This is a genomic window from Treponema sp. J25 (assembly GCF_004343725.1).
In the GTDB taxonomy this organism is placed as follows: Bacteria; Spirochaetota; Spirochaetia; order Treponematales; family Breznakiellaceae; genus J25.
This window is the reverse complement of record NZ_PTQW01000006.1, coordinates 60,982-74,324: the sequence shown is the minus strand read 5'-3', so window position 1 is coordinate 74,324 and position 13,343 is coordinate 60,982. Positions and strand designations below refer to the sequence as shown.

The window sequence follows — 13,343 nt, the reverse complement described above, 5'->3', positions numbered from 1 at the left end:
ATTCTCAAAAGAATAAAATCATGATAGAGTGTATCAGAACTACCGAAAGGAAGGAAGACCCATGAAACGTAAGACCAAGCTCCTCTGTGATCATCTTGTTAAGGCCCTTTCGAGCTGGCCTACGGTGGAGTGTATTTGTTTAAATGAGGCTGCTCAGCCGGATGTCTTGGATCCCTATTTTGCTCTTATCCTTGATGTGTATTACCGGGATCAGGTTCCTCCGCCAGCGGAGCGCCAGGGTTTGTATGGGTCCCAGGTAGCGGCCTTTGAAACCTCTGCTCAGCAAAATAAGGATCGGTTTATTCTGAATTCGTTACCCGTACGGATTGAATTCAAAAATAAAAATAAAATAGAAGAATTGGTGGATATTGCTACCGCTCATCCGGAGAACCTTTGGCTTATCAAAGACAGCGGTACCTATGGGTTTTACCGGCTTACCCATGGGGAGGTATTATTCGAGCGAACCCCCTGGATAGAAAGTCTTCGGAGCCGCCTTACCAGTTTGAGTGAACCCTTCTGGCGAGAAATGCGGGAAAGCTATCAATCCAAAATGGAACATTTTTTAAGCGATTTAGGGGCAGCTCTCTTACAAAATGATGACTTTTATTATCTTATTTCTGCCGCTGGCTTTATTCGGAGCGCCTGTGCGGTTCTCTTCTGTATAAATCATCGATTTGAACCCTCCCATAAATATTATTACGAAGAAGTGGTAAAGCTCCCGGTGCTCCCGGCGGAATTTGCAGGCCGATTCGAAAGTTTTTTACGGAATGAGCCATCCATTACGCCGGAACGGCGTTATTCCGTGGCCCAACTCATTGCCCGTTCTATTATAGCGTTACCATAACAAGACGAGAGGTAAGGGCGTATGAGAGTAGGCCTGGTTTTTCTCCTGGTCCTCGCCCTTTCGGTAGAAAGTGCCTGTAGTCAGACGGTTTTTTTGCCCTTTACCCTCGAGACAGAGGCAGGGCCTATTTCGCTTATCTCCCATACCCGGGACTCTGCGGCCTTAGAACTAAGGGAGGGAACTATTTCTCTTGCTCAACCGGGAGAATATGTCTGGACGCTCCAACAACCTTATACGGTAACGGAGAATCTCAGTATAGAAATTGAATATACCCTGGAATATTCTTATCGGGAAAAGACAGAAAAACAAAACACTCCTCGTGAAACGCAAGGGGGCCGAGCGGGACTGGTTTCTCTTAAGGCTGGCGATGCCCGGGTCTTTTGGGAATTGCCGTTGGATTTTGATACTTCCCGGCAAGGCTCAGCATTGATAACTTCCATTCAATACGCTATCCCTCTTAGGCCCGGAATCCTTACGCATCTTACAGTACGGGTTGCTCCTTTTCGGGATGGGGCCTTTCTTTCTGCAGAGAAGTTAAAAATAAGGGGAATCCGGCTTGTGCCCCGGTGGTTTGGTTTTAAACAGGAAGGACAAACCCTTTTCTTTTCTCCCTTTGTTTCCCGAGAGGGCCCTTCTTTTGTTATCCGGCTTCCAAAAGAATATCACTGTCTGGGGCCCCAGGAAGTTGAGGTTCACCAAGAACCGTCAGTGGGGGGGAAGCTGCAGGTGGATTCTTTTCAGTACGAGGGGGCTGGTTCTTTTTTTATTCCCTGGGGAGCCTTGCCAGAAGAACCTTCCCCTATTGTTTATACTGCTTCACAGGCCCCCTCATGCCTGATGATCCGGAGTGGAGGAGTTCCTCTTCCTCGTCCTCTTTCGGTGGATCCCGCGGTGATTCTTGCGTACCACCAGAACCGATGGCGAGACCCCCGATATGAGCTTTTTTCTTGGGACCGCTATCCTTCTATCCTTATTTTTGACATGGCAAGTTATGCCCTTCAGGATCGTTTTTTTAAACGGCTTGCCTTTTTTGTGGAAAAAAAGGGGTTCCGGGGAAAACTGTGGAACAATGAAGAAATAGAAGAATTCCGAGGCTGGAATGCCCATGACTATCGCGCTGAAGATTTGGCTCAGTTTTTTTCTGTAGCAGCAGAGGCCGCTTTCTCATTAAACCAGGAGGAAAAGGAACTAAAAGAAATCCTTTTGGCAAATGGAATCATTCAAAAAGGGGATGGCCTTTCTCCCTATGTACCTGGGAGAGGTGCGGTCCTCTCTATTGCTCGGGGGGCGGAGGAGTACCTGCGAATTCTTTTTTTGGTTCACGAAAGCTTTCATGGCCTTTTCTTTATTGATCCGGAATTTCAGAAGTTTGCAGAAACTCGCTGGAAATCCCTTGATTCCAGGGCAAAACGATTTCTTACCGGCTATTTTTCGCTCGATTCTTTGCAATATGATACTACGAATGAATATCTTATGAAGAATGAGTTGATGGCCTACGTATTGCAACAAAACCTTGCTGCCACTTTTCATTATTTTGGAACGGTACTCCCCTCTCGGTTATACCAGACTGGCTGGGGCCGTTCCTTCTTACCTCCCCGCCACCCCACATCAGGTACGTGGCCCCTCTTAGGACGCATATTTACCGCCGAAGCTCAGGCTTTTAATCGTTTTGTGCAAGAACGGTATGGCCTTACCGCAGGTAAGGTATGGCGCCTTACGATTCGCCGGGAGTAATAGTCCGTAACCGGGAAACACAAGAGACGTTATCAGGGGCTTACAAAAATTCCCGTAGCCATGGGGAGCGGCCCAACGGGGAATGATTTCTACGGTCAAACCCTATGTTGTACTGTCGTTCTGTTGCAAGGGTCGTTGGTGGCCCATGGCCGGGAAAAATCTGATAATCCCCTGGAAGAGAAAGGATTTTACTCTGAAGAGCATTAATCTGAATGGTTTGCCCATAGGAACTTAAGGTGCTTCCCGTAAGACCCGCCGAAAGAACATCCCCGGTAAAAAGAAAATGGCCAATCTTGTACACCACCGAATCTGAAGAATGACCGGGGATGGAAATAACTTCTACCTTAAAGGGCCCTATGGAAAGGATATCCCCATCATGAATAACCTGGGTGGCAATCTCTCCTATTTCATGATTTACCGCATAGACTGGAAACTCATATATCCTTCGGAGGGTACGTAACCCCTGACAGTGCCCGCTGTGGTCATGGGTAAGGAGTGTGGCAAGGAGAGGGTACGAGTGGTCTTCCAGGAAATTGATAATATCCTCCGCGATACAACCTGGATCGATAATAAGAGCCCCGGGAGAAGCGTCCCCTTCTTCTGTTCCTAAAATGTAGCAATTCGTAAAGGAGGGAAGACAAAAATGAAAGTATACTTTCATAGGCCTTCTCCCAGTTCGAACACCGCTTCTGCCGTATTGGAGGATCGGAACGAGACTCCCTCTTGCATGGCCCGAACGAAGAAGGTCTTTTTTATATTACAATCGATGAAGTCTACCGAGCGAAGGTTTGCGTTAACAAAGCGGCTGTTATATAGGTTCGAATTATTAAAGGTACAATCGGTAATCCGGGAACCTCCGAAGTTTACGTGGACAAGTTCAGAACCCTCGAAGGTGCAATCCTGAATATGGCTTCCTCCAAAGGATACAAACTGCATATCCGAATGGGAAAAGTCACATTCGAGACATTCAACAAAATCAAAAAAACTCATCCGAACGAACACGCCGGAGAAGATACAGCGAATAAAGCGGGCATGAGAAAAATTACATCCAAAAAAACGTTTCTGGGAAAAATCCACCGCTTCAAAGGTAAGCCCCGCTAAATTTAAGTCTTTAATAGTCCTTTGTTGCTGAAAAATTTGAAGAAATCGGAGGGTTTCCAGTTCTTGATTCATCGAATGGAGCGCACAGGTCTTTGCTCCTGAAAGGGCCGCCTGGCCACAGCCTGCCACACAGGGAATAAGTGAAAACATAGAAATATAATAAAGGGTGTGCTCTCCTCATGCAAGGGCCTTGCGATAATTGTCGGCCCGGAGTATCATACCTGCTATGTGCTGGTACTGTGGAAGTCCTATTAGTTTACCGGATCCCGTAGGTCGTTCAGAACGATGCGATTCCTGTGGACGGGATCTTCGCTGTTGTCGGAACTGTGCTTTTTATGATAGTGCTTCTGCTTCTTGCCGGGAAAGCCAGGCAGAGATGCCAGCAGACAAAGAACGGGCCAATTTCTGTGATTGGTTTCGGGTCCATCAGGCCCTGCGTACTGGCCATGAGGGAGACCTGCACCGTCGTTCTCAGGAACGTTCGGCCCGGGATACTTTTTTGCGACTCTTTAATGACGAATCGTAAAAAGCCTGTGAGCATGCAATACCTATGAATCAGCATAAACCGGTAATTTTTATTGATTCGGGTGTGGGAGGCTTACCCTATTATGAAAGTTTTAAAAAAAGTATGCCCACCTACCCTGTGATATATGTGGCGGATCGAGCAAATTTTCCCTATGGGCCAAAAGAGAAGGAGCTTCTTTCATCTCTTCTCGCAAAGCTGGTGGAACAACTGGTAACTCGCTATGATCCAGCCCTGGTGGTCCTGGCCTGCAATACCGCCTCGGTAACAAGCCTTGGATATCTTCGCAGTTCTTTCCCTGGCCTTACCTTTGTGGGAACCGTGCCGGCGGTTAAACCTGCCGTGCTGGCAACTCAGAAAAACCGCGTCCTGGTGCTGGCCACTGAGCGGACCGTGCAGGATCCGTATATTTACGATCTGGCAAGACAGTTTAATGCTCAGTGTGCTGTTATAGGGCAGGGAGCTCCTGAACTGGTGCAGTTTGTGGAACGGGAGTATGTGCATGCTTCAAAAACGATGCGGGAAGAAATGGTCCGTCCCTACCTCGTCCAGAGCCTTGAGGCGGGGTGCGACGGGCTGGTATTGGGATGCACCCATTTTCTATTTTTGCTCGAAGAATTTCAGGCCCTTGCTCCTCCGGAGCTTGCCATTTACCATTCCCTGGATGGGGTGGCCCAGCGGGTGGTTACCCTTCTTAAGGGGATGGGGTTACCTGAGAAGCGGTCGGTTTCTGGAGAAGGTACGGGAAACTCCATGGTTTCAGAGGTCCTTTCTGCAGGGGAAGCGCAACCCCACCGTTCGTTTCCCTTTTCTGTTCCCCCTGATAGACTTGTGGTTACGGGGAGTCAGGACTTAGATGCTGGCTGGTCCTCTTTGATGCGGTTGTACAACTTTAGGAGAGAGCCGTGGCGTTAACGGGGATGGTGCTTCGCTGTTCTAAAAATTCGTTCCTCGTAGAAAGCGATGAAGGGGAACGGGTTATGTGTGAAATAAAGGGAAAGATCCTTAAGGCCTCCCAGGGATTTTACAACCCCCTTGCTCCGGGCGATCGGGTTGTTTTTGAGGTGACCTCTCCTGACGGACGGGGCCGTATCCTTGAACTGTTGCCTCGAAGCACCGTTTTTACCCGCTTTAACCAGAAGGGGGATGCCCCCCAGGTGATAGCCGCAAATATCGATCTTTTGTGCTGTGTCACCACCGCCGAGGAGCCCCCCTTTCGTCCCCGCTTTATCGATCGGGTCCTGGTTCAGGCGGAGATAGCCCATGTTCCGGCAGCCATTATCCTAAATAAGACGGATCAAGAGCTCCGAGACCAGGGTGTTCTCCTTGATATGGAAGAACGACTCAGTGATTTTGTTCGCATAGGCTATCCGGTGTTTCGAGTTTCAGCCCTCAGTGGGGCAGGGCTTGAAGAACTTACCCGTCACTGGCAGGGGAAACGGGTCCTTCTTGTCGGACAATCGGGGGTGGGAAAATCGAGCCTTATTAACGCCCTGGGGGCCTCTCCTCCGTTAAAAGTAGGGGCCCTTTCAGCAAAGTACCAGCGGGGTTCCCACACCACTACCATGGCTCAGATGATCCTCTGCACCTATGGGGGTCATTCCTTTTGGGTCCTTGATACCCCTGGCATTCGACGGCTTACGATCGACGGCATTACCAGTAGAGAGGTAGCCCTGTATTTTAAGGAATTTGCGCCCCTTGTCGGTCAGTGTTCCTATGGACTCTCCTGTTCCCATCGGTTTGAAGTGGGCTGTAAAATTTTAGAAGCCCTGGATGCGGGCTATATCCATGAGGATCGCTACGAAAGTTTTCAGAGTATTGTGCAAGAGCTTACGGAGCGTAGTTCCTACGAGAACCTATAACGAGACAGTATGAATGAACGGACGATACGAATCTTAGAATTTGAGGTGATCCAGCGGCGGGTAGCCGAACGGTGCGACAGTGAAGAAGCGGCGGCCCTTGTCATGGAACAACAACCCCTCCTGGACTGGGAAGCGGTACGAAACCTAAAGACCATGGTAGCCCACCTTGGGGCTGCGGTGGACCGACTGGGCGAAGAACCGAGGGAAACCCTTCCCTCGATCGGTTCGATCCTTGCCAAGCTGGCAAGGGAGGGCGTTTCCCTGGAGATAGAAGAAGCCTATGCCCTGGGGCTGTTTCTGTATCGGGCCGAAGGGGTTCGAAAATGGCTTTATAAGGCCCTTGAAGAATATCCCGATTCGCCCCTCTGGCCCTTAGTGACCTCCTTACCGGATTGTAAACCCGTGGAGGAACAGATTTTCAAGATCCTCGATCGGGATGGGAACCTGCGGGATCTCCCCGAATTACGCATGATCCGGGAAAATATCGGGCGGCTTTCCCGGGAATTGGACCAGCGAGTTCGATCGTACACCACTAACGAAGAGATCCGGCGGATGCTCCAATCGGAGCTCCCCTCCCAGCGGGATGGCCGGATTGTGCTTGCCCTAAAGGCAAATTTTCGGGGACGAATCAAGGGGATTGTCCATGAGGTCAGTGGCACAGGACAGACCGTTTTTATCGAGCCCCTGGATATTGTGGAAAAGAATAATCAGATCGTCCTGGAGCAGCAACGGCTAGAGGCAGAGATCCATCGCATCTTCCGGGAACTTACCCAGCGAATAGCCCCCTATCAGGAAAGCCTTGCACTGTTTCACCGTCAATTTTTGTATCTGGAAACCCTCCGGGCCCGTTCGCGGTATAGCCGGGAGAGCAGGGGGGTGTTTGCAGAGGAAAGCCCGGGGGAGCAGGGGCCCCTCGTTTTGCGTCAGGCCCGACATCCCCTGTTGGGGAGCCGGGCGGTTCCCATCGATATAGCCTTCCGGGAGGGGATCCGGGCGGTGATTATTACGGGCCCGAACACGGGAGGAAAAACCGTAACCCTTAAGACGGTGGGGCTCTGTGCTCTCATGAATCAATATGGCCTTGCCATTCCCGCCGCAGAGGGGAGCCAGCTTCCTCTTTTTGATGGGGTCTACGCTGATGTCGGCGATGAACAGTCCATAAGTCAGTCCCTTTCTACCTTTTCTGCCCATATGGTGAATATTGCGGGAATCCTCGAGAAGGCTACCGCTTCCAGTTTAATTCTTCTTGATGAACTGGGGGCTGGTACGGACCCCGAAGAAGGGGGCGCCCTGGCGATGGCCCTCATGGATTATCTGGTGCAGCTAAAGGCCCGGCTCCTCGTGACCACCCATCATGGGGTGCTTAAAAATTATGGGTATACCCATGAGGGGGTGGAGAACGCCTCCGTGGAATTTGATAGTACCACCCTCTCCCCTACCTACCGCATTCTCATGGGAATACCCGGCGAAAGTCGGGCCCTGGACATTGCGCTTCGCAACGGTATTCCCCGGGAAATTGTGGAGCAGGCCCGCCACTACATAGAGGAAGAGCGGACCGATGTGGCCCATCTTATTGTGGGGCTTAAAGAAAAGCATCGAGAGGTAGAAGCCCTGCGGCAGGAGCTGCAGAAAGAACAGGCCCTTTTATGGGAAGAACGGCGAAGGGTGGACCTCAGGTCCCTAAAACTCAAACAAGCGGAGCTCCTCCGTCGTTCAGAGGATTTATCGGCCCTCCAGCGTTTTCTCCAGGAAAGCCGAAAAACCCTGGAAAACCTGGTTCGCGAGATCCGGGAAGGGGAACTTACCAGAGAAAAAACCCGTCAGGTAAAGGAATTCCTCGCATCCCTGGAGGAACATCTTGAAAAAGAAGTCCTGTCCTATGAAGCGGAGCATGAGGAATTGCAGCGGGAGCGTGAGGCGAGTTCTCCAGAAGAAGGGACGGTATCTTCGGGGGAAGGAAAGGGCTCTGAAAAGAAATCTTCCTTGCAACCGGGGATGGCGGTCCTGGTGTTACCGGCGAAACAACGGGGAGAACTGGTGCGAGAGGCCGGCCATTCCCGAAAGGGGGAAAAACGCTGGGTCGTGGCAGTGGGGGCCGTAAAAATCACGGTAGAGGAAGGCTCCATCGTACCAATAAAAGAGGAAAAAGAAAAACAGCGCTTACCCGTTGCCGCTCAGGTAGAACTGCGGGATGATAGGCCGCCACCGGTGCTGGAGTTGAATCTGCGGGGTATGCGGCTTGACGAAGCCCTTGATGCGGTGGAACGGCAAATCCAGGGGGCTGCCCTGGCGGGGCTTTCGGAATTCTCTATAATTCACGGGAAGGGAGAAGGAATTCTCCAGAAGGGTGTTCAGGACTACTTAAGAAACCATCCCCTGGTAGCTTCCTTTGCTTTTGCTCACCCCGAGCAGGGTGGTTTTGGAAAGACGGTGGTGCTCTTAAAACGATGATACCCGCTGCCTGGCGGGAGCTATCCTCATGCCAAAACTGGCTGGCGAAGCATGAAAGGGGCTTGCTCCTTCTCAATTGCTCAGCGCCGGAAGATTCCTCTCTTCTCGCCTCCCCGGGCTCTCCCTTCGATCCCCCGGATAAGAGTTCGGTAGCCCTCAGATAACCAACATTGACGGTTTTAAAATGAAAGATCCTCGTAGGATGCTTTGGGATCCATTAAGTCGGGGAAGGCATATACCAGGGTGCCATTATTCTTAACCCGCAGTTCCGCAAAGCCCTTATCAACCAGCTTTTCCAGAGCTGCCTTGGCCTCTTCAAGGGGAATGTCCGCTTCTAAAGCCACTTCGCTTGCCGTAGCAAGCCCCTTGTTTGCCTTGGCCACCCGGAGAATAACCCGTTCAAGGCTTTCCTTTTTAACGATTCTTGCCTCTGCATCCTCCGCATAGCGCCAGCCTCCGCTTGTATAACCCCCTGGTCCTGGATAAGACCCCTGTCTTTCCTGGAGGGCAAGTTTCATGTTTGCCTCGGCCACTTGGGCGGGCAGGGTAAAAAAGTCGTAGATGGCACCGACCATCCCCAGACCCCCCGTACACATCCACAGAAGCCCGGTGGGTATCTTTCCGAGATAAAAGCGATGGAATCCCAAGGCTCCAAAACCAGACAGGAACCACAACAGGTAGGCGATAAAAAGATTATACACAGGCCAACACCTCTCTGTATCTATACTATCATGTTCGCCGTAGAGAGGACAAGTTACGGGGAACCGTAACGGGCCGCTTTTTTTGCGAGGGCCTTACTGTCAGGATTTTCTTAAAGGGACAAGGGTTTCGGCCTGTAACGGGGACCTATAAAGATGGCGTTTTACCGTTCTTTTAACGGTTCGGATACCAGCTTCCCTTCCTGCTTGTTCAGGCGAAACCGTACTTTTTTCAAGGGTTTTTCGATGAAAAGGGCTACATGACAAATTTCGATGATCGTTCCTTCTGCGACGGACCCAAAAATTTCTATCATCGCCTGTTCGTCCGCGTTAATTTTGGGTAAGAGTTCTACAATACGGTTCTGGAGCTTTCCCTGTTCTTCCTGCAGTTTTTGTAAATACAGAAGGAATCGTTTTTTCTGTTCCCCTGGAATCTCAGGATTTTTAAGAACCTCCTGAACCTTTTTTATTTTCCCCGCCAAAAGCCGCAGACTTTCATTATGTTTATCTAATTCTTGTTGAGAAATAAAATCGATGCCGCAGTGAATCCTGGTGACCCGGCCGCCTTCTCGCCCGATAGATTCGGCCCGGATCCCATGGATGGCATAGAGTTCTCCGCCGAGAATCTTACCCTTATCTCCCAGATCTATACGATCCATGCTGTAGACCCGGGAATTCACGATGGCCCCACTTACCCATACGGTTCCGCGAGACAAAATGTAGCAATTTTGAATAAAACGGGCCCGGAGGTTTCCCCCTACTTTGACTACCCCGTTCCCGCGCCCGATGATGCCGCCGGCAACGACCAGGTCTTTCTTCGCAACCACATCGGTGGCGTCCAGGGTTTGTTTTGCGGTGATAGACCCTCCGGCGTACACTTTGAAGCCATCGGAGACTTCCCCTTCCAGGATCACATCGCCGGGAAAAATGATATGTCCTGTCCCATAGCCTACATTTCCTTTCAGTTGCAGGACCTCTTCTACCAAAACTTCATTGCCATTAATAGAAAGCCGTCCATCCACTGTGGCCACGATGCCGTCGGTGGTCTGTTTGGTATTTTTCCCCGGTACGATGGACTCCATTTTTCGGATTGGCATGGGGATGGTTTTCCCGTGGATATCTTTTCCTTCTTTCCCTGGGACCTTTTCTTTATAATGGGCGATGCATTCGTCTTTTTTTACCACGAAAAAATGAGAGATGGCCCGATAGTCTACCCGGCCCCCCTCTTCTCGATAGGTGGGGGTGGAACTCTTAAACCGGCTATCCAGTTCAAAGTAGGGCAGGATTTCTTCTACCGGGCTGTCCCCCTGGGCAATCAGGACATCCTTTATGATCTTTCTGTTCAGGTTGCATTCAAGAGCCGCTTCCTGAATAGCGTCCCATCGGATACCATAGATAATGGAAAGTTTTTCAAGCATGGCTGCAATATAGTCGGGGTTGAGGGGATTCCCGTCTCCCAGGGGAGGATAAAAATCAGCCCGGGCTGAAAGGTGGTCTTCTGAGATGGTGATCACCATCGTGCCATCATTTTGATGGATCCCCGTAATGGTAGCCCGAAGCTCTTCCTCTGTTTTGGGCGCCGATCCTTCAGATCCCTTCTTTTGTTCCTGTGAGTCCTGAGATGGTGGCTGTTTTTCTGATTTTTGAGGAGTTCCCATAGATTCCCTGGTCTCTATATCGGCAAACTAAGGGTATAGAATAAGGGAAACGATACATTGGGAATTATCGGATAGTGTCGGGGTGAATATTTTTTAACAATATCAAAAACCTATACTAACCCTTGTCAAGAAACCTATTTTTGTGTATGTTTATACAGTTCTGAAGTATAAATATTCGAAGGGTAGTTGCGGAGTGCCAGGTGAAAGAACGGCTTGCACGGCTCAAGGCGATACGAAAACTCATTAAAACATATCGGATAGAATCCCAGGAAATTCTTCTCGGATACCTTCAAAAAGAAGGGTTCCAGGTAACCCAGGCCACCCTTTCTCGGGATCTTAAGCTTCTTAAGGTAGGAAAAATCTCGGATGGTCATAATGGGTATGTCTATACCCTACCAGGAGAAGATGAACGGCAAGAAAGTGAGCGAACCTACATCAACGATTTTCTGCGGGGCTATATTTCTATTGATTGGTCCGGAAATATGGTGGTGATTCGAACCTATTCGGGCCATTCCGATTCGGTGGCTTTAGCGGTGGATAATTTGGCCCTTGATGAGGTCCTCGGTACCATTGCGGGCCGGGATAATACGGTCTTTGTTTGTCTGCGAGAGGGCGTGACGGGGGAAGAATTCCTTGCCCGGATGAAGGAAAAAATCCCCGAGCTTGAAGATTAAGCGATCAGGGTCTCTGGAAAAGAAAGCCAAAATTATATACTGTTAAGGGACATCAAGAAGACTTTTCGTCTATCTTTTGTTTTTTGTTATAACGGTCCGATGGGTCAGGGGAGGATCCGTCGTTACTGAGGAACGATGAAGGCCCTCGGGGCGAGTTTTTTTAAAAATAAAATATTGTGGAGAAGAGGAGTGCTTTATGATTCAGTATCGTAATCTTGATGAAACGACGGTGTATCAGAGGCTCCAGGGCCAGGTGCAACGCCTTCGGACCTTTGATTTTGGCACCCATTTGACAGCGGAACGGGTGCGTTCCTATCAGGTCAGCGTGGGTGGGGGGCTTACCTATAACTATGCGGCCAAAGCGGTGGATGAAGAACTCCTTCAGACGTTGCAGCAGCTTTCGGATGAACAGCAATGTATCGAAAAATACCAGGCCCTTTTAGATGGGGAACTCATGAACACGGGAGAACAACGGCGGGTGCTCCACCATCTGGTTCGGGGCCAACTGGGAAAACCGGTAATCCACGAAGGAAAAGACCTCGGCGAGTTCTACGCGGAGCAGCGCCAGCGTTTTTCTGCCTTTGCAGAAAGGGTCCACCGGGGAGAAATCCGGGGTTCCACGAATCAACCCTTTAAAACGGTGGTGCAGATTGGCATTGGGGGGTCCGATTTAGGTCCCCGGGCGTTGTATCTGGCCCTGGAAAACTGGGCAGAAAGCCGAGGAAAGCAAAAAATGAAGGCCCTCTTTATTTCTAACGTGGACCCTGACGATGCTTCCCAGGTGGTGTCCCAGCTTGACCTGGCGACGACCCTTTTTGTGCTGGTTTCAAAAAGCGGTACCACCCAGGAAACACTGGCGAATGAACTCTTTGTAAAAGCAAAGTTGCAAAAGGCCGGTCTTAACCCCGCTCGCCACATGGTGGCCGTCACGAGTGAAACCAGTCCTTTAGCCCATAACCCGGGGTATCTGGATTCGTTCTATATTGATGACTTTATTGGAGGCCGTTATTCTTCGACCTCTGCGGTAGGAGGGGTGATTTTATCCCTTGCCTTTGGGCCGGAGGTCTTTGCAGAACTGCTTGCGGGAGCCCATGAAGCAGATCGGCTGGCCCTGGAACGGGATATCCGACGGAACCCATCACTTCTTGATGCCCTTATCGGTGTGTGGGAGCGGAATTCCCTCGGCTGGCCCTGTACGGCCGTGTTGCCCTACAGTCAGGCCCTCTCCCGTTTCCCCGCCCATCTTCAACAGTTAGATATGGAATCGAACGGAAAGCGGGTAAATCGCCGGGGAGAGCCCCTCTCCTATGGTACCGGACCGGTGGTGTTTGGCGAGCCGGGAACCAATGGGCAGCACTCCTTTTATCAGCTACTGCATCAGGGAACCGACATTATTCCCCTTCAATTCATTGGTTTCATGCAAAGCCAGCGACAGGACGATGTGGAGGTGGATGGTTCTACGAGCCAGACAAAGCTTAAGGCCAACCTTATTGCCCAGATTGTGGCCTTTGCCAAGGGGAAAAAGGATGAAAATGCAAATAAGCATTTCCCCGGCGGTCGGCCTTCGAGCTTAATCTACGGAGAACTCCTGACTCCCCGGGCGCTAGGGGCCCTGCTTGCTCACTTCGAAAATAAAGTGATGTTCCAGGGCTTTATCTGGAATCTGAATAGTTTTGATCAGGAAGGGGTGCAGCTAGGGAAGGTGCTTACCAAGAAGGTCCTCTCCCATTCTTCGGGGGATGGGGCCCTTGATGCCTACGCAGGGCTGTTGGGCATATAAGTGGTACCGCCGGTGCAG

The 13,343-nt window shown here is 50.5% G+C and carries 12 protein-coding genes; 8 read left to right on the top strand and 4 right to left on the bottom strand.

Translation table 11 applies throughout. The features are described from left to right. The first annotated feature begins 61 nt into the window (after positions 1–61). Entirely contained in the window at positions 62–844 is a 783-nt protein-coding gene (locus C5O22_RS02060; RefSeq protein WP_132779536.1) for a DUF4037 domain-containing protein, read from the top strand. A 21-nt stretch (positions 845–865) separates the two neighbouring features. After that, a complete protein-coding gene (locus tag C5O22_RS02055) occupies positions 866–2,578 on the top strand; it encodes a hypothetical protein (RefSeq protein ID WP_132779535.1) in 1,713 nt (570 codons plus the stop codon). 40 nt (positions 2,579–2,618) lie between these two features. Here the strand turns inward: C5O22_RS02055 and C5O22_RS02050 are convergent, their stop codons facing one another. Both C5O22_RS02050 and C5O22_RS02045 read right to left on the bottom strand, forming a co-directional pair. Continuing rightward, positions 2,619–3,239 carry an MBL fold metallo-hydrolase gene (locus C5O22_RS02050; RefSeq protein ID WP_132779534.1) on the bottom strand — a complete coding sequence of 207 codons (621 nt, stop codon included), beginning with the start codon at positions 3,237–3,239 and terminating at the stop codon, positions 2,619–2,621. Next, complete coding sequence (locus tag C5O22_RS02045) at positions 3,236–3,829, bottom strand: pentapeptide repeat-containing protein (RefSeq protein WP_132779533.1); 594 nt, start codon at positions 3,827–3,829, stop codon at positions 3,236–3,238. The genes C5O22_RS02050 and C5O22_RS02045 overlap by 4 nt, the downstream gene beginning before the upstream one ends. 76 nt (positions 3,830–3,905) lie before the next feature. Between C5O22_RS02045 and C5O22_RS02040 the strand changes: the two genes are divergently transcribed. Genes C5O22_RS02040 through C5O22_RS02025 form a run of 4 tightly spaced genes read left to right on the top strand, consistent with a single transcriptional unit; the run spans position 3,906 to position 8,515 of the window. Beyond that, complete coding sequence (locus tag C5O22_RS02040; RefSeq protein WP_207895328.1) at positions 3,906–4,205, top strand: hypothetical protein; 300 nt, start codon at positions 3,906–3,908, stop codon at positions 4,203–4,205. 24 nt (positions 4,206–4,229) lie between these two features. Further along, positions 4,230–5,117 carry a glutamate racemase gene (gene murI, locus C5O22_RS02035; protein ID WP_132779532.1) on the top strand — a complete coding sequence of 296 codons (888 nt, stop codon included), beginning with the start codon at positions 4,230–4,232 and terminating at the stop codon, positions 5,115–5,117. Then, positions 5,108–6,064: a ribosome small subunit-dependent GTPase A gene (gene rsgA / locus C5O22_RS02030; RefSeq protein WP_243692847.1), complete on the top strand. Its 957-nt coding sequence runs from the start codon at positions 5,108–5,110 to the stop codon at positions 6,062–6,064. Before murI ends, rsgA begins: the two co-directional genes overlap by 10 nt. 9 nt (positions 6,065–6,073) lie before the next feature. Next, positions 6,074–8,515 carry an endonuclease MutS2 gene (locus C5O22_RS02025; protein ID WP_132779531.1) on the top strand — a complete coding sequence of 814 codons (2,442 nt, stop codon included), beginning with the start codon at positions 6,074–6,076 and terminating at the stop codon, positions 8,513–8,515. Positions 8,516–8,694: 179 nt separating this feature from the next. Here C5O22_RS02025 and C5O22_RS02020 read toward each other — a convergent pair whose 3' ends face one another. Further along, entirely contained in the window at positions 8,695–9,216 is a 522-nt protein-coding gene (locus tag C5O22_RS02020) for an NINE protein (protein ID WP_132779530.1), read from the bottom strand. Between the two features lie 161 nt (positions 9,217–9,377). Next, positions 9,378–10,871, bottom strand: coding sequence for a flagellar assembly protein A (locus C5O22_RS02015; protein WP_132779529.1), 1,494 nt, complete (start codon positions 10,869–10,871; stop codon positions 9,378–9,380). Positions 10,872–11,071: 200 nt separating this feature from the next. On the opposite strand from C5O22_RS02015, the gene C5O22_RS02010 reads away from it, so the two are divergent. After that, a complete protein-coding gene (locus C5O22_RS02010) occupies positions 11,072–11,545 on the top strand; it encodes an arginine repressor (RefSeq protein ID WP_132779528.1) in 474 nt (157 codons plus the stop codon). Between the two features lie 196 nt (positions 11,546–11,741). Continuing rightward, complete coding sequence (locus C5O22_RS02005; RefSeq protein WP_132779527.1) at positions 11,742–13,325, top strand: glucose-6-phosphate isomerase; 1,584 nt, start codon at positions 11,742–11,744, stop codon at positions 13,323–13,325. The last annotated feature ends 18 nt before the right edge of the window (positions 13,326–13,343 follow it).

Excerpts from the sequence above, each read along its gene's own strand:
- C5O22_RS02060 (WP_132779536.1), top strand. The coding sequence starts at position 62 with ATGAAACGTAAGACCAAGCTCCTCTGTGATCATCTTGTTAAGGCCCTT.
- C5O22_RS02055 (WP_132779535.1), top strand. The coding sequence starts at position 866 with ATGAGAGTAGGCCTGGTTTTTCTCCTGGTCCTCGCCCTTTCGGTAGAA.
- C5O22_RS02050 (WP_132779534.1), bottom strand. The coding sequence starts at position 3,239 with ATGAAAGTATACTTTCATTTTTGTCTTCCCTCCTTTACGAATTGCTAC.
- C5O22_RS02045 (WP_132779533.1), bottom strand. The coding sequence starts at position 3,829 with ATGTTTTCACTTATTCCCTGTGTGGCAGGCTGTGGCCAGGCGGCCCTT.
- C5O22_RS02040 (WP_207895328.1), top strand. The coding sequence starts at position 3,906 with ATGTGCTGGTACTGTGGAAGTCCTATTAGTTTACCGGATCCCGTAGGT.
- murI (WP_132779532.1), top strand. The coding sequence starts at position 4,230 with ATGAATCAGCATAAACCGGTAATTTTTATTGATTCGGGTGTGGGAGGC.
- C5O22_RS02025 (WP_132779531.1), top strand. The coding sequence starts at position 6,074 with ATGAATGAACGGACGATACGAATCTTAGAATTTGAGGTGATCCAGCGG.
- C5O22_RS02015 (WP_132779529.1), bottom strand. The coding sequence starts at position 10,871 with ATGGGAACTCCTCAAAAATCAGAAAAACAGCCACCATCTCAGGACTCA.
- C5O22_RS02005 (WP_132779527.1), top strand. The coding sequence starts at position 11,742 with ATGATTCAGTATCGTAATCTTGATGAAACGACGGTGTATCAGAGGCTC.